The 23955-nt window shown below is 32.5% G+C and carries 23 protein-coding genes; 17 read left to right on the forward strand and 6 right to left on the reverse strand.

Going from position 1 to position 23955, the window contains the following annotated elements:
• Window positions 1–5 precede the first annotated feature (5 nt).
• Genes sdhC through lpdA form a run of 11 tightly spaced genes read left to right on the forward strand, consistent with a single transcriptional unit; the run spans window position 6 to window position 13430 of the window.
• Window positions 6–377 (forward strand): succinate dehydrogenase, cytochrome b556 subunit, encoded by a 372-nt coding sequence (gene sdhC / locus AC8IG9_RS01215; RefSeq protein WP_507425003.1) that lies wholly within the window; start codon window positions 6–8, stop codon window positions 375–377.
• Window positions 377–709 carry a succinate dehydrogenase, hydrophobic membrane anchor protein gene (sdhD, locus tag AC8IG9_RS01220; protein WP_507425004.1) on the forward strand — a complete coding sequence of 111 codons (333 nt, stop codon included), beginning with the start codon at window positions 377–379 and terminating at the stop codon, window positions 707–709. The genes sdhC and sdhD overlap by 1 nt, the downstream gene beginning before the upstream one ends.
• Window positions 706–2487, forward strand: a complete 1782-nt coding sequence (gene sdhA / locus AC8IG9_RS01225; RefSeq protein ID WP_507425005.1) for a succinate dehydrogenase flavoprotein subunit — start codon at window positions 706–708, stop codon at window positions 2485–2487. The genes sdhD and sdhA overlap by 4 nt, the downstream gene beginning before the upstream one ends.
• On the forward strand, window positions 2487–3278 hold the full coding sequence (sdhB, locus tag AC8IG9_RS01230) for a succinate dehydrogenase iron-sulfur subunit (protein WP_507425006.1): 792 nt from the start codon (window positions 2487–2489) through the stop codon (window positions 3276–3278). The genes sdhA and sdhB overlap by 1 nt, the downstream gene beginning before the upstream one ends.
• Before the next feature lie 60 nt (window positions 3279–3338).
• The gene (locus AC8IG9_RS01235) at window positions 3339–4832 is read left to right on the forward strand and encodes a CoA-acylating methylmalonate-semialdehyde dehydrogenase (RefSeq protein ID WP_507425007.1); all 1494 of its coding nucleotides are present in this window, start codon (window positions 3339–3341) and stop codon (window positions 4830–4832) included.
• A gap of 5 nt (window positions 4833–4837) precedes the next feature.
• Complete coding sequence (mdh, locus tag AC8IG9_RS01240; protein ID WP_507425008.1) at window positions 4838–5824, forward strand: malate dehydrogenase; 987 nt, start codon at window positions 4838–4840, stop codon at window positions 5822–5824.
• Between the two features lie 5 nt (window positions 5825–5829).
• The gene (sucC, locus tag AC8IG9_RS01245; RefSeq protein WP_507425009.1) at window positions 5830–6990 is read left to right on the forward strand and encodes an ADP-forming succinate--CoA ligase subunit beta; all 1161 of its coding nucleotides are present in this window, start codon (window positions 5830–5832) and stop codon (window positions 6988–6990) included.
• A complete protein-coding gene (gene sucD / locus AC8IG9_RS01250; RefSeq protein WP_507425010.1) occupies window positions 6991–7866 on the forward strand; it encodes a succinate--CoA ligase subunit alpha in 876 nt (291 codons plus the stop codon).
• 25 nt (window positions 7867–7891) lie between these two features.
• Window positions 7892–10834, forward strand: a complete 2943-nt coding sequence (locus tag AC8IG9_RS01255) for a 2-oxoglutarate dehydrogenase E1 component (protein WP_507425011.1) — start codon at window positions 7892–7894, stop codon at window positions 10832–10834.
• Window positions 10835–10838: 4 nt separating this feature from the next.
• A complete protein-coding gene (odhB, locus tag AC8IG9_RS01260; protein ID WP_507425012.1) occupies window positions 10839–12029 on the forward strand; it encodes a 2-oxoglutarate dehydrogenase complex dihydrolipoyllysine-residue succinyltransferase in 1191 nt (396 codons plus the stop codon).
• A gap of 3 nt (window positions 12030–12032) precedes the next feature.
• Window positions 12033–13430 carry a dihydrolipoyl dehydrogenase gene (gene lpdA / locus AC8IG9_RS01265; RefSeq protein WP_507425013.1) on the forward strand — a complete coding sequence of 466 codons (1398 nt, stop codon included), beginning with the start codon at window positions 12033–12035 and terminating at the stop codon, window positions 13428–13430.
• A gap of 2 nt (window positions 13431–13432) precedes the next feature.
• Here the strand turns inward: lpdA and fsa are convergent, their stop codons facing one another.
• Window positions 13433–14086, reverse strand: coding sequence for a fructose-6-phosphate aldolase (gene fsa, locus AC8IG9_RS01270; protein WP_507425014.1), 654 nt, complete (start codon window positions 14084–14086; stop codon window positions 13433–13435).
• A 54-nt stretch (window positions 14087–14140) separates the two neighbouring features.
• Between fsa and priA the strand changes: the two genes are divergently transcribed.
• The 6 genes from priA (at window position 14141) to atpC (ending at window position 20982) form a co-directional block, all read left to right on the forward strand.
• On the forward strand, window positions 14141–16108 hold the full coding sequence (priA, locus tag AC8IG9_RS01275; RefSeq protein WP_507425015.1) for a replication restart helicase PriA: 1968 nt from the start codon (window positions 14141–14143) through the stop codon (window positions 16106–16108).
• 93 nt (window positions 16109–16201) lie between these two features.
• Window positions 16202–16732, forward strand: a complete 531-nt coding sequence (gene atpH, locus AC8IG9_RS01280) for an ATP synthase F1 subunit delta (protein ID WP_507425016.1) — start codon at window positions 16202–16204, stop codon at window positions 16730–16732.
• A 2-nt stretch (window positions 16733–16734) separates the two neighbouring features.
• On the forward strand, window positions 16735–18270 hold the full coding sequence (gene atpA, locus AC8IG9_RS01285) for a F0F1 ATP synthase subunit alpha (protein WP_507425017.1): 1536 nt from the start codon (window positions 16735–16737) through the stop codon (window positions 18268–18270).
• Window positions 18271–19152 carry a F0F1 ATP synthase subunit gamma gene (locus tag AC8IG9_RS01290; protein ID WP_507425018.1) on the forward strand — a complete coding sequence of 294 codons (882 nt, stop codon included), beginning with the start codon at window positions 18271–18273 and terminating at the stop codon, window positions 19150–19152.
• Window positions 19153–19159: 7 nt separating this feature from the next.
• Window positions 19160–20584, forward strand: coding sequence for a F0F1 ATP synthase subunit beta (gene atpD, locus AC8IG9_RS01295; RefSeq protein WP_507425019.1), 1425 nt, complete (start codon window positions 19160–19162; stop codon window positions 20582–20584).
• Between the two features lie 5 nt (window positions 20585–20589).
• Window positions 20590–20982 (forward strand): ATP synthase F1 subunit epsilon, encoded by a 393-nt coding sequence (atpC, locus tag AC8IG9_RS01300; RefSeq protein WP_507425020.1) that lies wholly within the window; start codon window positions 20590–20592, stop codon window positions 20980–20982.
• Here atpC and AC8IG9_RS01305 read toward each other — a convergent pair.
• The 5 genes from AC8IG9_RS01305 to nadD are packed head-to-tail and all read right to left on the reverse strand — an operon-like array spanning window position 20979 to window position 23943.
• Window positions 20979–21446 carry an RNA pyrophosphohydrolase gene (locus AC8IG9_RS01305; protein WP_507425021.1) on the reverse strand — a complete coding sequence of 156 codons (468 nt, stop codon included), beginning with the start codon at window positions 21444–21446 and terminating at the stop codon, window positions 20979–20981. The genes atpC and AC8IG9_RS01305 overlap by 4 nt on opposite strands.
• Window positions 21443–22588 (reverse strand): S41 family peptidase, encoded by a 1146-nt coding sequence (locus tag AC8IG9_RS01310; protein WP_507425022.1) that lies wholly within the window; start codon window positions 22586–22588, stop codon window positions 21443–21445. Before AC8IG9_RS01310 ends, AC8IG9_RS01305 begins: the two co-directional genes overlap by 4 nt.
• A gap of 2 nt (window positions 22589–22590) precedes the next feature.
• Window positions 22591–23034: a 23S rRNA (pseudouridine(1915)-N(3))-methyltransferase RlmH gene (locus tag AC8IG9_RS01315; protein WP_507425023.1), complete on the reverse strand. Its 444-nt coding sequence runs from the start codon at window positions 23032–23034 to the stop codon at window positions 22591–22593.
• Window positions 23034–23390 carry a ribosome silencing factor gene (gene rsfS / locus AC8IG9_RS01320; RefSeq protein ID WP_507425024.1) on the reverse strand — a complete coding sequence of 119 codons (357 nt, stop codon included), beginning with the start codon at window positions 23388–23390 and terminating at the stop codon, window positions 23034–23036. The genes AC8IG9_RS01315 and rsfS overlap by 1 nt, the downstream gene beginning before the upstream one ends.
• Window positions 23380–23943 carry a nicotinate (nicotinamide) nucleotide adenylyltransferase gene (gene nadD, locus AC8IG9_RS01325; protein WP_507425025.1) on the reverse strand — a complete coding sequence of 188 codons (564 nt, stop codon included), beginning with the start codon at window positions 23941–23943 and terminating at the stop codon, window positions 23380–23382. The genes rsfS and nadD overlap by 11 nt, the downstream gene beginning before the upstream one ends.
• Window positions 23944–23955 lie beyond the last annotated feature (12 nt).

The following is a 23955-nucleotide window of genomic DNA, read 5'->3' on the forward strand; positions in this document are numbered from 1 at the left end:
TTTTTATGGAAAAAAACTCCGGACCACTATCTCCTCATATTCAAATTTATAAATGGCAGTTTTCTTCTTTATTATCAATCACACATAGATTAACCGGCGTAATTAATACTGTTGGGTTTTTTTTAATTGTTTTGTGGATATTATTTTTAGCTTTAGGACCCGAGTGTTACAATTTTTATCAAAAATTTTTAAGAAGTTTTTTAGGTAAATTTATCCTTGTTGGTTTTACCTGGTCATTTATTTATCACATGTTGAATGGAATAAGACATCTTCTTTGGGACTTAGGTTATGGTTATGAAATTAAAACTGCAAACATCTCAGGGGTAACTGTTCTATTATTTTCTATTCTAACAACATTTTTTATCTGGATTATATAATGAAGAACCACGCTTTAAATAAATGGATGATACAAAGAATAAGTGCAGTTATTTTGTTGCCACTGTTATTATTTTTTTTATACTCTTTAATTAATTTAGTTAATCAGGACTATACCGGTGCTCTAGATTTTTTTGATAGCTATTTACCAATAATTATTTTTACTTTGTTTTTAATATTTTCAGGATTGCATTTTAAATTAGGTCTTAATGAAATTATCGAGGACTATGTTCAGGATGAGCGTTTTAAAAATATTTTGAATAAAGTTGCATTTTTATATTCAGCTGTACTGCCGATCGTTGGTATTATATCATTAATAACAATTATTTTATGAGCACTTATCCAATTATTGATCACGAATATGATGTTATCGTTGTAGGAGCCGGTGGTTCAGGATTAAGAGCAGCCGTAGGACTAGCGGAAGCTGGACTGAAAACAGCTTGTATTTCAAAAGTTTTTCCAACTAGAAGTCACACCGCTGCCGCGCAAGGTGGAATTTCAGCGGCTTTAGGAAATATGTCAGAAGATGATTGGCGTTGGCACATGTATGATACGGTTAAGGGAGCCGACTGGTTAGGGGACCAAGATGCAATTGAATATTTATGCAAAGAAGCTCCTAGAGCAGTAATAGAGCTTGAAAAATACGGAGTCCCATTTAGTAGAACCGAAGAAGGAAAAATTTATCAAAGACCGTTTGGTGGAATGACAGCGAATTATGGAAATGGCATTGCACAAAGAACTTGTGCCGCTGCAGACAGAACTGGTCATGCAATTCTTCATACCCTTTATGGACAAGCTCTTAAAAAAAATACTGAATTTTTTATTGAATATTTTGCATTAGATTTATTAATGCATAATGGAAAATGCCACGGAGTTACTGCCTGGAATTTACAAGATGGAACTATTCATCGTTTTAGAGCCAACATGACTATTCTTGCAACAGGTGGTTATGGTCGTGCATATTTTTCAGCGACGTCAGCACACACGTGCACAGGTGACGGCAATGCGATGGTTTTAAGGGCAGGTTTACCATTACAGGATATGGAATTTGTCCAATTTCACCCAACAGGAATTTATGGAGCTGGATGTTTAATCACTGAAGGATCAAGAGGAGAAGGAGGTTTTCTAGTTAATTCTGAAGGAGAAAGATTTATGGAAAGATATGCTCCCCATGCAAAAGATCTTGCGTCTCGAGATGTGGTTTCAAGATCTATGACTATTGAGATTAATGAAGGAAGAGGAGTTGGAAAAAACAAAGATCATATTTATTTGCATTTAAATCATTTAGATCCAAAAGTTTTACATGAAAGACTTCCTGGTATTTCAGAATCAGCAAAAATTTTTGCAGGGGTGGATGTTACAAAAGAACCTATCCCTGTTGTTCCAACCGTTCATTATAACATGGGAGGAATTCCAACTAATTATTATGGAGAGGTTATTTCAAAAACTGAAAATAACAAAGATGTTATTGTTCCAGGATTAATGGCAGTCGGAGAAGCAGCGTGCGTTTCTGTGCATGGCGCAAATCGACTAGGATCTAATTCGTTAATTGATTTAGTAGTATTTGGAAGAGCTGCTGCAATGAGAGCTGCAAAAATTGTGAAACCAAATTCTAAACATGAAACTATTCCTGAAAGTGAAACTCAAAAATCAATTGATAGATTTGATAAATTAAGAAATGCAAACGGCAAAACTCCTACTTCAGTTTTAAGAGATAAGATGCAAAGAACAATGCAAAAACACTGCGCGGTATTTAGAGACGCAAAGATTTTAAAAGAAGGTATGAATGAAATTAAAAAATCATGGCAAGGAATTGAAGATATTTCAGTTTCAGACAGATCTTTAATTTTTAATACAGATCTGATCGAAACTTTAGAGTTCGATAATCTTATTAGACAATCATTAGTCACAATGGCTTCTGCTGAAAATAGAAAAGAAAGTAGAGGAGCTCATTCTAGAGAGGATTTTAAAGATAGAGATGATGAGAATTGGATGAAACATACATTAGCATGGCAAGAGGGTGAAAAAGTTAAAGTAGATTATCGAAACGTGCATAATTTTACATTAAGCAACGAGGTGCAGTATTTTCCTCCAAAAGCGAGAGTTTATTAATGGTTCAGTTTTCATTACCTAAGGACTCAAAAGTTGTTGAGGGAAAATATTTTAAGGACAAAACAAATGGAAAAAATTTAAAAAAAATAAAAGTTTATCGCTGGAATCCGGAAAATAAAGATAACCCAAGATTAGATACCTATGAAGTTAATATGGATGAGTGCGGACCTATGGTTCTTGATGTTCTTATTAAAATAAAAAACGAAATTGATACAACATTAACCTTTAGAAGATCATGCAGAGAAGGTGTTTGTGGATCTTGTGCAATGAATATTGATGGTGTTAATGGTCTTGCTTGCACAAAATCAGCAGTGGATATTAAGGATGAAATAAAAATTTACCCCTTACCTCATATGCCGGTAGTTAAAGATTTGGTGCCAAATTTAAATCAACTTTATAAGCAATATCAGTCTATTGAGCCCTGGTTACAAGTTGAGAAAAAAAGTGAAGTAGGCGACAAAGAAATACATCAATCAAAGCAAGACAGAGAAAAGTTAGATGGGTTATATGAATGTATTATGTGTGCGTGCTGTTCAACTTCATGCCCCAGCTACTGGTGGAATGGTGAAAAATATTTAGGACCCGCAGTTTTGTTACAGGCTTACAGATGGATAATTGATAGTAGAGACGAGGAAAGAGTAAAAAGATTAAAAAAAGTGGCAGATGAACTTAAACTTTTTAGATGTCATACAATCATGAACTGTACTAACGCGTGCCCAAAGGGATTAAACCCAGCAAAAGCAATTGGGTCGATAAAAAAATTGTTAGTTCATCATAGTAAAGATTTATAATTTTTTTTACTTCACTATTTGACAGCTTAATTTTATCCCTATATTTTCACTTTAATTGAAATGAAAACTATAGAACATTTTGTTAACGGAAAATCCTTTTCGGGATCTTCAAAAAGAACTTCTGATGTCTTTAATCCAGCAACTGGTGAAGTCTCTGCAAAAGTAATTTTAGCTTCTAAAAAAGACGTTGATGATGTTGTTAGTGTTGCGAATAATGCTTTTATAAAATGGTCTCAGGTTTCCCCATTACAAAGATCTAGAATTTTATTTAAATTTAAACATTTAATAGAACAGAATACTGACGAACTTACAAAAATAATCGTTTCAGAGCATGGCAAAGTTTATGATGATGCCAAAGGATCGTTAACTAGAGGATTAGAAGTAGTTGAGTTTGCTTGTGGGATTCCTCATTTGTTAAAAGGTGAGTTTACAGAAAATGTTGGTAGCGGAGTTGATAGTTGGTCGATTAGACAGCCTTTAGGAGTTTGCGCTGGAATTACACCTTTTAATTTTCCAGCAATGGTTCCAATGTGGATGTTTCCTTTAGCAATTGCTTGTGGAAATACTTTTATTTTAAAACCTTCTGAAAAAGATCCAAGCTGCTCACTAATGCTTGCTAAATTATTAAAAGAAGCAGGATTGCCTGATGGTGTATTTAACGTTGTGAATGGAGACAAAGAATCCGTAGATAGTTTATTGTCAAATCCAGACGTTAGCGCAATTAGCTTTGTAGGCTCAACTCCTATTGCAAAATATATTTATGAAAACGCAGCAAAATTTGAAAAAAGAGTTCAGGCATTAGGAGGCGCTAAAAATCATTGTGTTGTTATGCCAGACGCTGATCTTGATCAAACAGTAGCCGGTTTAATGGGTGCTGCTTATGGTTCAGCTGGAGAAAGATGTATGGCCCAATCAGTTGCAGTTGCCATTGGAGATATAGGAGACGAGTTAGTTAATAGATTAACAAAAGAAGTTCAAAAATTAAAAGTAGGACCTGGAATGGATAAATCTTCAGAAATGGGCCCCTTAGTTACAGGTCAACATTTGGAAAAAGTTGCAGGCTATATAGACATCGGTGTTAAAGAAGGCGCAAAGTTAGTCGTTGATGGAAGAAAATTCCAAAAATTACAAGGCTACGAAAAAGGGTTTTATATAGGCGGATCTTTATTTGATAATGTAACTCCAAACATGCGTATTTACAAAGAAGAAATTTTTGGACCAGTATTAGCAGTAGTTAGAGCTAAAGATTTTAATGAGGCGATAAACTTAATTAATAATCATGAATTTGGAAATGGAGTTAGTATTTTTACAAGAGATGGAAATAGTGCAAGAACATTTACGAGTCATATAAAAGTTGGAATGGTTGGGATTAATATTCCAATACCAGTTCCTATGGCATTTCATAGTTTTGGAGGGTGGAAAAGATCTTTATTTGGTGATCATCACGTTCACGGAATGGAAGGCGTTAGATTCTACACTAAATTAAAAACAGTCACTTCAAGATGGCCTACAGGCAAAGCGAGCGCAAGCTTTACAATGCCTACAATGAGTTAATAATCATGAGAAAAAAAATATCACTTATAGGATCAGGACAAATTGGCGGAACTTTAGCGCATTTAGTTTCATTAAAGGAATTAGGAGACGTGGTTATTTTTGATATTGCCGCAGGATTACCAGAGGGAAAATCTTTAGACATAGCTCAATCAGGAGCCGTTGAACGCTTTAATGCAAATCTTAAAGGAACAACAAGTTATGCGGATATTGCAAATTCAGATGTTATTATTGTGACTGCTGGTGTTCCAAGAAAAGAAGGAATGAGTAGAGATGATCTTTTAGGAATTAATTCAAAAGTTATGAAACAAGTTGGTGAGGGAATTAAAAAATATTCTCCAGATGCTTTTGTAATTTGTATCACAAATCCTTTAGACGTTATGGTTTTAGCTCTACAAAAATATTCAGGTCTTCCAGCTGAAAAAGTAGTTGGCATGGCTGGAGTGTTGGATTCTTCTCGTTTTAGATTGTTTTTAGCTGAAGAATTCAAAGTATCTATTGAAGACGTAACAGCTTTTGTTTTAGGAGGCCACGGAGATACAATGGTTCCACTTGTAAGATACTCAACAGTTGCAGGAATACCAATCCCAGATTTGATCGAAATGAAATGGTCTACTAAAGAAAGAATGGATAAAATTATACAAAGAACTCGTGATGGAGGGGCTGAGATAGTCAAATTATTAAAAACTGGCTCTGCTTATTATGCACCGGCAAGTTCAGCCATTGAAATGGCAGAAGCTTTTTTAAAAGATAAAAAGAAGATTTTACCGTGCGCAGTATATTTAGATGGAGAATATGGAGTTAATGATCTTTACGTAGGTGTACCAGTGATTATTGGCGCAAAAGGAGTTGAGAAAATTATTGAGATTAAATTTAATTCTGACGAAAAAGAAATGTTTTTAAAGTCTGTTGATTCTGTTAAAAAATTAACTCAAGATCTCTTTAAACTTGATCCAGAAGTTTCAAAAATTAAGACAGTTAAGCCAAAATATTAGTTTTCATGAACATTCACGAACATCAGGCAAAAGATTTAATAAAAAAATTTGGCGCTCCAGTTTCAAAGGGAGTAGTTATTTTTAACCTAAACGAGATTGACGAGAAGATTAAGCAGCTCAATACTAAACTTTATGTAGTAAAAGCTCAGATTCATGCCGGAGGAAGAGGTAAAGCCGGAGGGGTAAAATTAGTTAAAAATATTGATGAGTTAAAGCAAAAATGCAAAGAATTGCTTGGAAAAGTTTTAGTTACTCATCAGACGGGACCTCAAGGAAGAGAAGTAAAAAGATTATATATAGAAGAAGCCTCAGATATTAAAAAAGAATTTTATTTATCATGTTTGGTAGATAGAGCATCTTCAAAAATTGCTTTTATTTCTAGCGCAGAAGGAGGAATGGACGTTGAAGAAGTTGCGGACAAAACTCCTGAAAAAATTATCACAACGCGTGTTTCATTATCATTAAAATTAAGAGAAGAAGATTTAGAGTCGATTGTAAAACCTTACAATCTTGCAAATGACCAAAAAAACCAAGTAAAAAAAGTAGCGCAGGCTCTATATGATACTTTGGTTAATACTGATGCAAGTTTAATTGAAATTAATCCTTTAATTCTTACAACTGAAGATCAAATTAAATGTTTAGATGCCAAAATAAGTTTTGATGACAACGCTCTTTTTAGGCATCCTGATATTAAAGCACTTAGAGATCTAAACGAAGAAGATCCAATGGAAATAGAAGCTAGTAAATATGAATTAGCTTACATTAAATTAGATGGAAAAATTGGCTGCATGGTTAATGGTGCGGGTCTTGCTATGGCAACAATGGATATAATAAAACTTTATGGTTCAGAGCCAGCAAATTTTTTAGATGTTGGTGGTGGAGCTACAAAAGAAAAAGTGTCAGCAGCATTTAAGATCATTTTGTCCGATAAAAACGTTGAAGGAATTTTAATAAATATTTTTGGAGGAATTATGCGTTGCGATATTATTGCTCAAGGAGTAGTCGAAGCAGCCAAAGAAATTGGTCTTAAAATTCCTCTTGTTGTCAGACTTGCAGGAACAAATGTTGATCAAGGAAAAGAAATTTTAAAAAAATCGGGATTAACTATTATTTCAGCTGACAATTTATCAGATGCTGCAAAAAAAATTGTGGAGGCAACATCTTAAATGTCAGTTTTAGTTAATAAAAAAACAAAAGTTATTTGTCAGGGTTTTACCGGAAAGCATGGAACGTTTCATTCTGAACAAGCAATTGCTTATGGTACAAATTTAGTTGGTGGTATTACTCCAAAAAAAGGAGGACAAACACACCTAGGTAGGCCCGTATTTAATACCGTTGCCGAAGCAGTTGAAAAAGTTCAACCCGACGCAACAATGATTTATGTTCCCGCTCCTTATGCAGCAGCAGCTATTCTTGAGGCGATAGATAGTGAAATTCCATTAATCGTTTGTATCACTGAAGGAATCCCAGTGCTTGATATGATTAAAGTTAAGGAAAAATTAATTAAAACTAAAAGCAGACTAATAGGGCCAAATTGTCCAGGAATTATTACACCAGACGAATGTAAAATTGGAATTATGCCAGGACATATTCATAAAAAAGGATCTGTTGGAATAGTATCAAGATCAGGAACCTTAACCTATGAAGCGGTAGCGCAAACTACTGTTTTAGGCTTAGGCCAATCTACATGCATTGGAATTGGAGGAGACCCAATCAACGGAACTAACTTTATAGATTGCTTAGAATTATTTTTAAAAGATGATGAAACTAAATCTATTATTATGATAGGTGAAATTGGAGGAAGTGCAGAAGAAGAAGCGGCTGAATTTATTAAGTCTTCAAAAACTAAAAAACCAGTCGTTGGATTTATTGCTGGAGTAACTGCACCCCCAGGAAGAAGAATGGGTCATGCAGGAGCTATTATTTCTGGAGGAAAAGGACTTGCAAAAGACAAGATAGAAGCAATGAGATCTTGCGGAATAACAGTCGCAAATTCACCAGCAGATATTGGGAAAACATTGTTTGACAAAATTAAGGCATAATATTTTAATATAAGATTAGAACTAAATGTCTTCACAGGAAAATAATATTATTTTTGAAAAAACATCCTTTTTATCTGGCTCAAATTCTTCTTATATCGAAAAACTTTACGCTAAATTCGTAGAGAATCCTTCTAGCATCCCAGAAAGCTGGAGACAATTTTTTGAAGGTTTAGGAGATTCAAAAAATAATATTACAAACAATCAAGGACCAAGTTGGGCCCCATCTAATATAAAATATATTTCTAATGGAGATTTAGATATTTATGAAAAATACCTTCCCAAAAATTTAAATGAAAGTTCAATTAAAGAAAAAATAGTTGAAAAGAATAAAAATTTATCAAGTAATGATAAGTTAGATGTAGAAAGATCTACTATCGATTCTGTCAGAGCAATTATGATGATTAGGGCTTATAGAATTAGAGGTCATTTAATCGCAGATTTAGATCCTTTAGAGCTTCAAGAGAAAAATTATCATCCAGAACTTAATCCTGAAACTTATGGCTTTAAAAAAGAAGATAGAAATAGAAAAATATTTTTAGATAAAGTACTCGGCTTTGAATATGCAACTGTTAATGAGATATTAGAAATTTTATTAAAAACTTATTGTTCTAAAATTGGGATAGAATTTATGCACATGGGGGATCCCGAGGAAAAAAAGTGGATCCAAGAAAGAATTGAGGGAAAAGGCAAAGAAGCAACTTTTTCAACTGAAGGAAAAAAAGCAATTTTTAAAAAATTAGTAGAGGCAGAAGGATTTGAAACTTATTGTCATACTAAATTTGTTGGAACAAAAAGATTCGGTTTAGATGGTTGTGAGTCTTTAATCCCTGCTCTTGAGCAAATAATTAAAGTTGGTGGAAACTCAGGAGTGAAAGAAATTAAAATTGGAATGCCACATAGAGGTAGATTAAATATTCTTGCCAACGTTATTCAAAAACCTTTTAAAAAGATATTTAAAGAATTTTCAGGAGATCTAGGCACAGATACAGCCGGTGTATCGGGTGATGTTAAATATCATTTAGGTGCATCTGCAGATAGAGATTTTGGTGGAAATAATGTTCATGTAAGTTTGACTGCAAACCCTTCTCACCTTGAGGCAGTAAATCCTGTAGTTTTAGGACAAACAAGAGCTAAACAATTTTTTCATAATGACCCACAAAGAGTAAAAGTCATTCCGGTGCTTTTGCATGGAGATGCAGCATTTGCGGGACAAGGAATTGTTGCAGAATGTTTTGCTATGTCTGGTTTGAAAGGACACAATACCGGAGGTACAATTCATATTATTGTTAATAATCAAATTGGTTTTACGACCAGTCCTTCTTTTGCAAGATCATCTCCCTATCCATCTGAAGTAGCCAAAATGGTTCAAGCTCCAATATTCCATGTTAATGGGGATGATGTAGAATCTGTTGTTTATTGTGCAAGAATTGCAACAGAATATAGGCAAAAATTTAAACGAGATGTTGTTATAGATATTATTTGCTATCGAAGATTTGGTCACAATGAAGGAGATGAACCTTCTTTTACGCAGCCTTTAATGTATAAAAAAATTAAATCTCAAGCTACAACACTGAAAATTTATGGAAACCAACTTGTTCAAGAAGGGGTTTTAAGAAATGAAGAATTTCAAAAAGAAAAAGATAATTTTAAAGAATTTTTAGATAAAGAGTTTGAAAGCTCAAAGAGCTACATTTCAAATCAAGTAGATTGGTTCACAGGAAGCTGGTCAAAATTTACAACTGAAATTGGATCTGATCGTAGAGGTGTAACAGGTGTTGATTTAGATTTAATCCGTCAAGTCGGAGAAAAAATTTACAATCTTCCTGAAAATTTAAATTTTCATTCAACGATAAAAAGACTTTTTGAAGCAAAGAAAAAAATGTTTGAAACCGGAAAAAGTTTTGACTGGGCGACAGCTGAGAGTTTAGCTTTTGGAACTTTATTATTAGAAGGTTACCCAGTAAGATTTGTGGGACAAGATTCATCAAGAGGAACTTTCAGTCAAAGACATGCCGGCGTGCTTGACCAGGACACGGGAGAAAAATATTACCCTTTAAAAAATCTTAGCTCAAAACAAGCGCAGTTTGAGATTATTGATAGCTTTCTTTCAGAGTTTGGTGTTTTAGGGTTTGAATATGGATACTCAATATCTTCACCAGAGACATTAGTTTTGTGGGAAGCTCAGTTTGGTGATTTTGCAAATGGCGCTCAAATTATAATTGATCAGTTTATTACTTCTGGAGAAAAAAAATGGACACGAGCAAGTGGTTTAGTAATGCTTTTACCCCATGGCTATGAAGGACAAGGACCAGAGCATTCCTCAGCGCGAATTGAAAGATATCTGCAATCTTGTGCTCAAGAAAACTTACAAGTAGTCAATTGCACTACACCCGCAAATTATTTTCATTTATTAAGAAGACAAATTCATAGAAAATTTAGAAAACCACTTATAGTATTCTCTCCAAAATCTTTATTGAGACACAAAAAATGTGTTTCTGAGATCGAAGATTTTTTACCTGAAAATTCTTTTCATAGAATATTGCCAGATCATGCAGATTTTCAGGAATATAATTTAATTAAATTAGTAAAAGATGAAGAAATTAAACGCGTAGTTCTTTGTTCTGGAAAAGTTTATTTTGATATTTCTGAAAAAAGAGAAATTATAAGAAATCCTAAAGTTCAATTATTAAGAATTGAACAGCTATATCCATTCCCAGTAAAAAAATTAGCTAGTTTCTTAAAAAGATTTAAAAATGCCGATGAATTTATTTGGTGTCAGGAAGAGCCAGAAAATATGGGTGCCTGGAGTTTTGTTGAAAGATATATCAATTGGACATTAGATTCGATTGGCGCCAAGTCTAAAAAAGTACATTATGTTGGCAGAAAACCTTCAGCTTCAACGGCTACCGGATATTTGAAAAAACATGTACAACAGCAGGACGAAATAATATCAAGAGTACTTTTATAGAATAATGGCAAAAGATTTATTAGTACCCACACTTGGCGAGTCAGTAACCGAAGCTACGGTTTCTAAGTGGTTAAAAAAAGTTGGAGACGCTGTAAAAGTAGATGAACCCGTTGTTGAATTAGAAACTGACAAGGTTAGCGTTGCGGTTCCATCTCCAGAATCTGGCGTTTTGTCAGAAATTAAAATTCAAGAAGGAACAACAGTCAAAGTTGGTGCAATTCTTGGTTCAGTAGGAGCAGGAAGTGCTAGCGTAAAAAAAGAACCAGTTAAAATTTCAGAGCCATCAGTTAAAGCCCCAGAGCCAACAAGACCAAAGTTAGAAGTTGTTCAAGATAAAAAAGAAATATTATCACCAGCAGTAAAAAGAATAGTCGAAGAAAAAAGAATTGATATTAGCACAATTAGCGGCTCAGGAAGAGATGGAAGAATTTTAGTTGGAGACTTATTGGAGTCCATGGGGCTTCCTTCTGCTCCTACTCAAGCAAGAGCAACAAAAGGAAATGAAGAGCGCGTTAAGATGACCCGTTTAAGGGCAACTATCGCCAAAAGACTAAAAGAAGCGCAAAATAATGCAGCTATGCTTACGACATTCAATGAAATTGATATGTCGCGAATTATTGAAATGAGATCTGAATATAAAGATGGTTTCCAAAAAAGATACGGAGCGAAACTAGGGTTTATGTCTTTCTTTGTAAAGTCTTGCGTAGAAGCTTTAAAAGCTTTTCCAGTAATTAATGCAGAAATTCAACAAGACGAAATTGTTTATAAAAATTATTATAATATAGGAGTTGCTGTTGGAACAGAGAAAGGACTAGTTGTTCCGGTAGTTAGAAATGCAGATGAATTATCATTTGCTGATATTGAAAAACAAATCGTTGCTCTTGGTGAGAAAGCAAGAACCGGACAATTGTCTATCGATGAACTTCAGGGCGGAACTTTTACAATTACAAACGGAGGAATTTATGGATCGATGTTATCAACTCCGATATTAAATCCGCCGCAATCTGGAGTTCTAGGAATGCATAATATTGTTCAGAGAGCAGTTGTTATTGAAGGAAAAGTAGAAGTTAGACCGATAATGTACCTAGCCTTATCTTATGATCATAGAATTATTGATGGAAAGGATGCAGTTTCATTCTTAGTTAGAGTTAAAGAATATTTAGAAGATCCAAGAAGACTTTTTTTAAAATTGTAATTCATGGAAGAATTTGATTTTTTAGTTATAGGTGGTGGTCCAGGAGGATATGTTGGCGCAATTAGAGCGGCCCAACTTGGATTAAAAACAGCATGTATAGAGTCTAGAGGAACATTAGGAGGCACATGTCTCAATGTTGGCTGCATACCTTCAAAAGCCTTATTGCATTCATCTGACCTTTATAGAAAAGCAAAGACTGAATTTAAAAATATAGGAATTAATATTAATGAGCCATCACTAGACCTTGCAAAGATGATGAGTCACAAGTCTAAAGGAGTTGAAGGGCTTACTAAGGGTATAGAATTTTTATTTAAAAAAAATAAAGTTACTTATATTAAGGGCTTTGGATCGTTTAAAGACAAAAACACAATATCGGTGAAAGATGATTCTGGTAATCAGAAAGATTATAAATTTAAAAATGCAATTATTGCGACAGGATCAGTTCCTATTTCACTTCCAAATATAGAAATTGATGAAAAAATAGTTGTTTCTTCAACAGGAGCACTAAATTTAAACGCTGTTCCTAAAAAACTTATTGTTATTGGAGCGGGTTATATTGGACTTGAAATGGGCTCTGTATGGCTAAGATTAGGCTCTGAAGTTCAGGTTGTAGAATATTTAGACTACATAACTCCAGGCATGGACAGAGAGGTGTCAGATGCTTTTTTAAAAATATTAAAAAAACAAGGAATGCAGTTTGATTTATCAACAAAAGTAATCAGTGTTAAAAAAAATAAAAATGGTGCTGTTGTTACAGTCGAGAAGAATGGAGCTAAAAGCGATATCGATTGCGACATAGTATTAATGTCTGTTGGAAGAAAGCCAAATACAACAGGATTAAATCTTGAAAAAATTGGAGTAAAATTAGACTCTAAAGGAAGAGTAGAAACAGATCATAAATACAAAACTAATGTAGAAAATATTTATGCAATTGGTGATGTGATTGTTGGTCCGATGTTAGCGCATAAGGCAGAAGAAGAAGGAATTGCTATTGCTGAAATTCTTAGTGGCAAATATGGACATGTAAATTACGATGTCATTCCTGGTGTGGTTTATACTTCACCAGAAGTTGCTTCAGTTGGAAAAACAGAAGAACAACTTAAAGAGCAAAAAATATCTTACAAAATTGGAAAATTTCCTTTCGCAGCCAATGCAAGAGCAAAAATTAATGACGAAGGAGATGGTTTTGTTAAGATTTTATCTGATGAAAAAACAGACAGAGTTCTGGGTGTTCATATGATCGGACCAGATGTTGGTAATATGATAGCAGAAATGGCTTTGGCTATGGAATTTGGTGCAAGCGCAGAAGATATAGCAAGAACATGTCATGCACACCCTACGTTAGCAGAAGCGATCAAAGAAGCAGCCCTAGCAGTTGATAAGAGAGCTATTCACTTTTAGATCTAGATTTTCATTCCAGACTTTTTCCAGTCTGCAGTAAAAATATCTATACCTTTGTCTGTAAGATGGTGTTTATGAAGTTCTTTAAAAACTTTAACTGGAACAGTAGCAACATCTGATCCAATCGAAGCAACAGCGCTGAAATGCTCAACAGATCTTATAGATGCTGATAAGATTTTTGTTTTTATATTTTTATAATTGCTAAAAACTTTTTTTATATCTTCTATTAGTTTAATTCCATCTTCGCCAATATCATCGAGTCGTCCAATAAATGGAGAAACATAAGTTGCACCAGCTTTTGCTGCGAGTAAAGCCTGAGATGTAGAAAAGCACAAAGTAACGTTCGTTTTTATTTTTTTCTCTGAAAGTAAACTGCATGCTTGCAATCCATTCCAAGTTAAAGGAACTTTAATAACAATATTTTTTGCAATTTTCCTTAATACATCCGCCTCTTTTAACATCGAAGGAACGTCAGGAGCCGTTACTTCAGCACTCACCGGTCCTTTTATTTCGCTGCAGATTTCTTTTAATAAAATTTTAAAATCAGTATTTGCACTTGCAAGTAGAGAAGGATTTGTTGTGACGCCATCTATTAAATTAGCTTTGTTTAATCCTCTAATTTCTTTAATATCTGATGAGTCTAGAAAAATTTCCATGGATTTAGATTATAAAATTTATACTAAGAAATAAACAGTTAATAGAATTTTTTGATGACATTAGACGTATTATTACCATTAAAATTTGACCATCCCTTCACATATAATCTTCCAAAAGATATTAATGCAAAAATTGGAGATTTTGTTTTGGTTCCATTTCAAAACAAAGAAATTATAGGGGTTGTTTGGGGCAAAGGAAGTTCTGTTAAAAGCTCAATTAGAATAAAGGATATAAAGAAAAAATTTGATTTTGTATCTCTAGATAAAGACATCTTAACTTTTGTAGAAAAATTTTCTTTATATAATTTGGTTGATTTAGGAATTGTTCTTAAATTATTTATTTTTAAAAAAGCATTTATCAAATCTTTAAAAAAAAATAAAAAAATAGAATTTTTTAAATCTACATTAAAAAAGAAAATTAATTTTGACGACAGTCAAAAAAAAGCTATTAAAATTTTAGATGACAAAATTACTTTTGATAAGTTTTCAACAACGTTGTTACATGGAATTACTGGCTCAGGAAAAACATTAATATACTTTAAAAAAATACAAGATTTTTTAGAAAAAGGTTATCAGGTTCTGGTTTTGCTTCCTGAGATTGCATTAACAAATCAAATTAAAGAGAGGTTTAAGGAGTATTTTGGTAATTATCCCTCCTTATGGCATTCCGATGTTTCTGAAAAAAATAAAAAATTAATTTGGCAGGGTATTGCTGACAATAAAATTAATTTAGTTTTAGGTGCAAGATCATCCCTTTTTCTTCCTTTCAAGAAACTGGGTTTGATTATTATAGATGAAGAGCACGATCAATCTTACAAGCAGGAAGATCAAATTATTTATAATGCAAGGGATATGGCTGTATTAATGGCTTCAATAAAAAATATATCAGTTATTCTTGTATCCGCGACACCTTCTCTTGAAACTTATTACAATACAATAAATAAAAAGTTTTTTTATATAAGTTTAGATAAGAGATATAAGGATGCTCAATTACCAGAAGTAAAATTTGTAGATTTGAAAATTAATCCTCCTCTTAAATCTAAATTTATTTCACCATCTATTCTTCCTGAGCTTAGAAATATTTTAGAAAAAGGAAATCAGATATTATTTTTTTTAAATCGAAGAGGATACTCAACTTTTGTTATCTGCTCAAAATGTGGTTATCGTTTCAATTGCCCGCACTGTTCAGTTTCATTAATTTATCATAAGGAAACAAATAAATTAATATGTCATTATTGTAATCATGAAGCTTCACTTCAAAGAAAATGTAAAGATGGAGATGATTGCAAACTGTCTTTTTATGGTTTGGGTGTAGAAAAAATATATGAAGAAGTGAAAGAAATTTTTTCAGATCAAAGAATTGAACTGTTCTCAAGTGATTTTATTCATAATGATGATAATGCCAAAAAGATTTTTGAAAATATACAAGATGGGAAAATAAATATTATTGTAGGCACTCAATTAATTTCTAAAGGGTTTCATTTTCCAAAGTTAAATTGCATCGTCGTTGTTAATGCTGATACCAATTTTTTAGGTAATGATATTCGTAGCTCAGAAAAGACATATCAGCTCATGAACCAACTTAGCGGTAGAGCCGGAAGAGAAGTTAAAAATTCGACAGTATATTTTCAAACTTTTGAGCCAGAAAATCAGACTTTAAAATCAATATGTGACCAAAATATTTTATCTTTTTATGAGAATGAAATTAGTTTTAGGGAAAGATCTAATTTGCCCCCTTTTACAAAACTAATCGCTTTTATTATATCTGGCAAAAATAGATTTGATGTAGATGAGTGTGCGAGAATTTTAAAAAATAGAATTCCTAAAATGAAAGATACTCAACTTCTAGGTCCTGTTAGCGCTTCAATTTCGCTTATAAAGGGAAAATATCGTTCGAGGCTTTTGCTAAAATACCCTCAAGAAGCATTTCCTCAAAAATTTTTAAAAAATTGGTTAAAAACTATTAAAATTAAAAAAAACATTTCATTAACGGTAGACGTTGATCCAATAAACTTTAAATAATTTTTTTAAAAAGTACAAAATATCACAGTTGATAAGTGTAAATTGGCATGTTACGAGACCTTTTTCTTATTAAATTTAATAATAAAAAAACTTATGAAAACTTTTAGCGAAACTAATAGATATGCTAAAGCAGTATATAGGCTAGCTCATGAGGCTAAAAGTTTAGATGTTCTTGAAAAAGATTTCTTAAAATTAAAAGAGATATTATCTCAAAGCGATGATTTAAAAAAATTTATTAAAAATCCAACTAATAAATATTCTGTTATTAACAACGTAATCGATGCTTTGACTAAACACTTTTCATTTTCGGATTTATTTTCAAGATTTTTAAAAGTTTTAAATAAAAACAGAAGATTCTTCTTTGTGGAAAAAATAGTAAATAATTTTTTTGATTTATTGTTAAACGAAAGAGGAGAAGTTCTTGCAACTCTCAAACTGTCACATGCAATCACAGATAGTGAGAAGGTAGACATTGCAAAAAAATTAGACGATATTTTAAAGAAAAAAATCAACATTTCTTTTTCTGTGGATCAATCTTTATTGGTTGGTTCAATCTTACAAATCGGTAGCACAATGATTGACACCTCCGCAAAGACAAGATTAAATAATTTATTAAATAAATAAAAATGAAAATTAACCCTTCAGAAATTACTAACATTTTAAAAGACCAGATAAAAAACTTCGGAACAGAAGTTGAAGTTTCAGAGGTTGGTCAGGTTTTAACAGTAGGAGACGGTATCGCCAGAGTTTACGGATTAGATAACGTGCAAGCTGGAGAGATGGTTCAATTCTCTGAAGGCACTAAAGGTATGGCTTTAAACCTTGAAACAGAAAATGTTGGGGTGGTTATATTTGGAGATGACTCAAAAATTAAAGAAGGTGATATAGTTAAAAGAACAGGTTCTATCGTTGACGTTGCTGTTGGAAAATCTTTATTAGGAAGAGTAGTTGATGGATTGGGAAATCCAATAGATGGCAAAGGACCAATTGATAAAAATGCTGAAAGAAAAAGAGTTGAAATTAAAGCTCCAGGAATTATTCCAAGAAAATCTGTAAACGAACCAATGCAAACAGGATTAAAAGCTATTGATAGCTTAATTCCAGTTGGAAGAGGACAAAGGGAATTAATTATTGGCGATAGACAAACTGGTAAAACAGCAATTGCAATTGATACAATTATTAATCAAAAAGAAATTAACAAGTCTAATGATGAGAGCAAAAAACTTTATTGTATTTATGTTGCAATTGGACAAAAAAGATCGAGCGTTGCACAGATTGTTAAAACTTTAGAAGAAGCGGGTGCATTAGAGTATACTATCGTTGTTGCTGCAACAGCATCGGACCCAGCTCCATTACAATTTTTAGCTCCTTACACAGGATGTACGATGGGAGAATATTTTAGAGATAATGGAATGCATGCCCTTATTGTTTATGATGATTTATCAAAACAAGCAGTTGCTTATAGACAAATGTCATTACTTTTACGTAGACCTCCGGGAAGAGAAGCTTTTCCAGGGGACGTGTTCTATCTTCATAGTAGATTGCTTGAAAGAGCTGCAAAATTGAATGATAAACATGGTGGCGGATCTCTTACAGCATTACCAATCATTGAAACGCAAGCTAGCGACGTCTCTGCTTATATTCCAACAAACGTTATTTCTATTACTGACGGACAAATATTCTTAGAAACAGAACTTTTTTACAAAGGAGTTAGGCCTGCTGTTAACGTAGGTATCTCAGTTTCTAGGGTTGGATCTGCAGCGCAGATTAAAGCGATGAAACAAGTTTCTGGTTCAATCAAACTTGAACTTGCTCAGTATCGAGAGATGGCAGCATTTGCTCAGTTTGGATCAGACTTAGATCTTGCGACCCAAAAACTATTAAATCGTGGATCAAAATTAACTGAATTATTAAAACAAGACCAGTATTCACCCTTAAAAGTAGAAGAACAAGTTGTTGTTATTTTCTCGGGAGTAAGAGGATTTTTGGATGATGTTGAGCTTAATCAAATAAAATCTTTTGAGAAGAAACTTTTATCAAAAATAAAATCAGAAGCTGCTGATATTTTAGACAATATTAAATCTTCAGGAAAGATTGATGAAGCTAATGAAGAAAAATTAAAACAATTTATTACTGATTTTAAGAGAGGTTTTGCTAAATAAATGGCCAGTCTAAAGTTTTTAAGAAATAGAATTGTTAGCGTTAAGTCTACTCAAAAAATAACTAAAGCAATGAAGATGGTTGCTGCTGCTAAACTTAGAAAAGCACAACAGAATGCAGAAAATGCAAGACCTTATTCTGAGAAATTAAATTCTATAATACTAAATTTAAAAAACTCAGTAACAGATATGGATTCAGCACCAAAATTATTAGTTGGAAATCAAAAAACCGAAACACATCTTTGTGTTGTTTTAAGCTCTGACAGAGGTTTGTGTGGTGGTTTTAATACTAACATATGTAGAAAAGCTAAAGTTTTTTTTGAAAAAGCATTAGAAGAAGGGAAGAATTTGAAAATTATAGTTGTCGGTAGCAAAGCTAACGATCAACTTAAGAGAAAATATAATCAATATATTATCGATAGAGTATCTCTTAAAGATGAAAAAGTAGTTTCTTTTGCAAAAGCTCAAGAGATTACTGATAAAATTTTAAATCTATTTACTAGAAATGAATTTGATGTGTGCACTTTGTTCTATAATAAATTTAAGAGTGTTATTGCTCAAATTCCACAATCACAACAGTTAATACCTGTTTCAATTGAGGAAAAACCAAATCAACAAAACACAGCAAATAGTCAGTATGACTATGAGCCTGATGAAAATGAAATTCTAGAAAATCTTTTACCAAAAAATATTGCAACACAAATTTATGCGGCTTTTCTAGAAAATCAGGCTAGTGAACAGGGATCAAGAATGACGGCTATGGATAACGCAACTAGAAATGCAGGAGATTTGATCTCAAAACTTACAATTAATTATAACAGAACAAGACAAGCAGTTATTACTAAGGAGTTAATAGAAATCATATCAGGAGCAGAATCTTTATAGGAGAATTATGGAAAATAAATTTGGAAAAATAGTTCAGGTTATTGGAGCGGTTGTAGACGTAAAATTTGATAATCAATTACCAGAAATTTTAACCGCTCTAGAATGTGACAATAATGGATTAAGAGTAGTTCTAGAAGTGGCGCAACATCTTGGAGAAAACACAGTTAGAACTATAGCAATGGATACGACCGAAGGATTAAAAAGAGGAGACAAGGTAACGAATACAGGAACAGCTATTACTGTACCAGTGGGTCCAGAAACATTAGGCAGAATCATAAATGTTATTGGTGAACCAATTGATCAAAGAGGTCCTTTAATAACAAAAGAAAAATGGCCAATACACAGAGCTGCACCAGCTTATGTTGAGCAATCAACAGAGACTGAAGTTTTAGTTACAGGAATTAAAGTTGTGGATTTGCTTGCTCCATATTCTAGAGGTGGAAAAATTGGATTATTCGGAGGAGCCGGAGTTGGAAAAACAGTTTTAATTATGGAATTAATTAACAACGTTGCAAAAGCACACGGAGGGTATTCAGTGTTTGCAGGAGTTGGAGAAAGAACAAGAGAAGGAAATGATTTGTATCATGAGATGATAGAGTCGGGCGTTATTAAAGTTGATGGTCCAGGATCTAAAGCCGCTTTAGTTTACGGACAAATGAATGAACCACCAGGAGCAAGAGCTCGAGTTGCTTTATCAGGACTAACACTTGCTGAATATTTTAGAGATAAAGAAGGTCAAGACGTTCTTTTTTTCGTTGATAATATTTTCAGATTTACGCAAGCAGGATCTGAGGTGTCAGCATTACTTGGTCGTATTCCTTCAGCGGTTGGATATCAGCCAACTTTAGCAACAGATATGGGAAATTTACAAGAAAGAATTACAACAACTAGCAAAGGTTCTATTACTTCAGTGCAAGCGATTTACGTTCCAGCAGACGATTTAACGGATCCCGCTCCCGCAACTTCTTTTGCTCATTTAGATGCAACAACAGTTTTATCAAGACAAATTGCTGAGCTTGGAATTTACCCTGCGGTTGATCCTCTAGATTCAACATCAAGAATTCTTGATCCAAGAATTGTTGGTGAAGAGCATTATAGAGTCGCTAGGGAAGTTCAAAAAATTTTACAAAACTACAAATCTTTACAAGATATTATTGCAATTTTAGGTATGGATGAGTTATCTGAGGAAGATAAATTAGTAGTATCAAGAGCAAGAAAGATACAAAGATTTTTATCACAACCTTTCTTTGTTGCCGAAGTGTTTACAGGATCACCAGGAAAATTAGTTGATTTACAATCAACAATTAAGGGTTTTGATGCAATCTGCAAAGGTCAGTATGATCATCTTCCAGAGTCGGCATTTTACATGGTCGGAACTATAGAAGAGGCCGTTGCAAAAGCTGAAAAAATGGCAAAAGAAGCAGTGGCTTAATTTAAATGGCAGATAATATCCAATTAGAAATCGTAACTCCAAAACAAGTAGCTTACTCAAAGGCTGTTGATAGCGTTGTAGTTTCTGGAATTGAAGGAGAGATGGAGATATTTAAAGATCATATATCTATAATTACTTTTCTTAAAGCAGGAAAGATTATTGCAAAAGATGGAAGTAATTCTGATATATTTTTCTCAACAGGTGGAACTGTAGAATTTTCAAATAATAAATTAAGCATTTTGTTAGATAACCTTTTTAATAGTTCTGAATTTCAGAGTGAAGAAATTATGAAACTAAAACTAAATGCAGAAAAAAAACTAACTATTAAAGAAATTTCAGACGAGGAGATTTATTTAAATAATCAGATTATTGATCAAATTAATAATCTTAAATCTTAGAAATATTCTTTAAATTCTTTTATAACTTCTTTATAAAGTTTTTTTTTAAAAGGAACTATTAGTTTAGGAAGTTCCAGAGGCTCTTCCCATCGCCAATCATAAAATTCAGCTTTTTTTTGCTTAATATTAATCTCATCGTTTTTCCCTAAAAACTTTGCAAGAAACCAAGTTTGTTTTTGTCCTTTATATTTTCCACCCCAAATTTTTCCAAGTAACTCTTTAGGTAGATCGTAAACGAATTCTTTTTCAGATTTTTTTATAATTTCGATAGATGTAATGCCAGTTTCTTCTTTAAGCTCTCTTTTAGCTGCAGTTTCAACATCCTCATTATGATCAACTCCACCCTGGGGCATTTGCCAGGCTTGTGTTGTATCAATTCTTTTTCCAATAAATACTCTGGTTTCTTTATTAATAAGCATTATTCCTACACCTTTCCTATAAGGAAGATTGCTTAAATCTTTCATGAGGCTTTTAGAAGTTTTAAAGCGTAAATTAACTGATTGTCATTTATAGGATCGTTAATTTTGAAATTCTCTTTTTTTTGTTCAATTTTAATATCTGGTTGAACACCAATATTTTCAATAGTTTCCCCGCTAGGTAAATAATATTTTGCAATTGTTAATCTTAATCCTCCACCATTAGATAAAGGCATTATCGATTGAACGGATCCTTTGCCAAAAGATTTTTCACCTACAATAATAGCTCTTTTGTTATCTTTTAGAGCGCCAGCTACAATTTCCGAGGCTGATGCAGAACCGCCGTTAATAAGAACTATTAATGGTCTGCCATTAATCTCATCTCCTTTTTTAGCATTATATATTTTAACATCTTTAGGATCTCTGCCTTTGGTCGATACAATTTCACCGCTATCTAAGAATGTATCTGATACTTTGATTGCCTGAGTAAGAAGTCCGCCAGGATTATTTCTAAGGTCTAGAACAAAACCACTAACATTAGGTTTGTTTTTATTAATTTCCTTAATATGATCTATAAGTTCATCACCACTTTTTTCATTGAAAGATCTTAATCTAAGATAGCCCACATCTCCTTTGACTTCTGATACTACGGATTTAGTTTTAATGATTTCTCTAACTATTTTAACAACTATAGGATCATTAGTGTCTATTCTTCTTATAGTCAGAGTTATAGGTGTTCCAGCCTTTCCTCTCATAGTATTAACGGCATCTTCGAGAGTTAGACCTTTAACCTGTTTTTCGTCTAATTTAATAATGTAGTCACCAGATTTAATTCCAGCTTTGTCAGCTGGCGTATCATCAATTGGTGAAATTACTTTTACAAGACCAGACTCCATCGTAACTTCAATGCCAAGGCCTCCAAACTCACCCTTAGTTTCAGTGTTCATATTTTTGAACGTTTTAGGATTCATATAAGAAGAATAAGGGTCAAGAGACTGAAGCATTCCATTAATTGCCCCATCAATAACATCGCCCTCATTTATTTCTTTGACGTACTCTTTGTTTATAGTGTTAAGAATATCTCCAAATAAATCTAATTTTTCATAAAGTGCATCTTTTTTTTGTGCAAATGTATTTTGTGTAAATAAATTTAAAATTATAAGAGTTAATATTATGTAGATTTTTTTCATTTTTATTCTCTGTGATAGGGATGGTTTATCATAATTGTAGCGCATCTGTAAATTTGTTCGGTTAACAATACTCTTGCTAAAGAGTGGGTAAAAGTAAGTTTACTTAGACATATTTCTTCGAAATTTTCTTTATTCAAAGAATTTTTGAACCCTTCTGGTTCTCCAATAATAAATAACGTTTCCTTAATAGAAGAATTTATTAATTTTTTTAATTTTTTACATAAGTTTACGGTACTAAGATCTTGCCCATTCTCACTTAAAAAAATAATTTTTTTTTCTTTTTTATTTTTGATTATATTTTCTAATTCTTTTTTTGAGATTTGTTCAATTGAAAAATTAGTAATTCCGCTATTTTTTAAACTTTTAAGTCTGTTCTCGTAACGTTTGCACAGCTCATTTTCTTCATCTTTGTTTAATCTTCCTAAACAAAGAATTTTAATTTTCATTAAACAGATATCTTTTGACTTGGTAGAATATCTTCCCACATTTTTTCCAGGTCATAATGTTTTCTTTGTTCATGATGGAAAACATGAACTATAACATCAGTTGCATCAATTAGTTTCCAGTTATCACTATCTTTACCTTCAACTTTACAGCCCTTAATTCCGATTTTTTTTAATTCTTCGATTGTATTTTCTGAAATGGATTGAATGTGTCTAGAAGATGTTCCGCTAGCAACAACCATGTAGTCAGCTATAGAACTTTTATTTTCAAGATTAATTTTGACGATATCTTTTGCTTTATTATTATCAAGAATTTTGATTATTTCTTTTAGAAGTAATTCTTTGTTTCTAGTTTGCATTAATTGTTTTTTTTATTTTTGATGAAGAGATATTCATACCTTTAGTATTTAAAAAATACCATCTATGTCGTTTAGTATTTAAGTTGGCTTCCAAAGACTTTTGCTTTTCAAGCTTTTTTGCAGTTACTGAATTTAACGATTTTATTGAGTATTCAGGTCTATTAATCACAATTACAGATAGTTTGCTTAAGATCTCATCATATTTCTTCCATTGATCAAATTTTATAAAACTATCAGCGCCCATAATAAAATAATATCTGTTGTTTAGTGATTTATTGACAATGTGTTTTATGTTATCGAATAAAAAATTTGATTTAGTTTTTTCCTCAATATACTTAACATCAATAATATTTTTATTTTTTTTTATAAATTCATTACATAGCTTTATTCTTTCATTAACATCATTAGATGATTTGTTAGTTTTTAAAGGATTTTTTTTTGTAATAAGCCATATAACTTTTTTTAGTTGAAATCTCTTAATAGCTTCTAATGAAATATTTAGATGACCTATATGAGGAGGATCGAAGGTTCCGCCAAGAATACCAATTTTCATTATATTTTAATA

Source organism: Candidatus Allofontibacter sp. (genome assembly GCF_040404065.1).
Taxonomy (GTDB): domain Bacteria; phylum Pseudomonadota; class Alphaproteobacteria; order Pelagibacterales; family Pelagibacteraceae; genus Fontibacterium.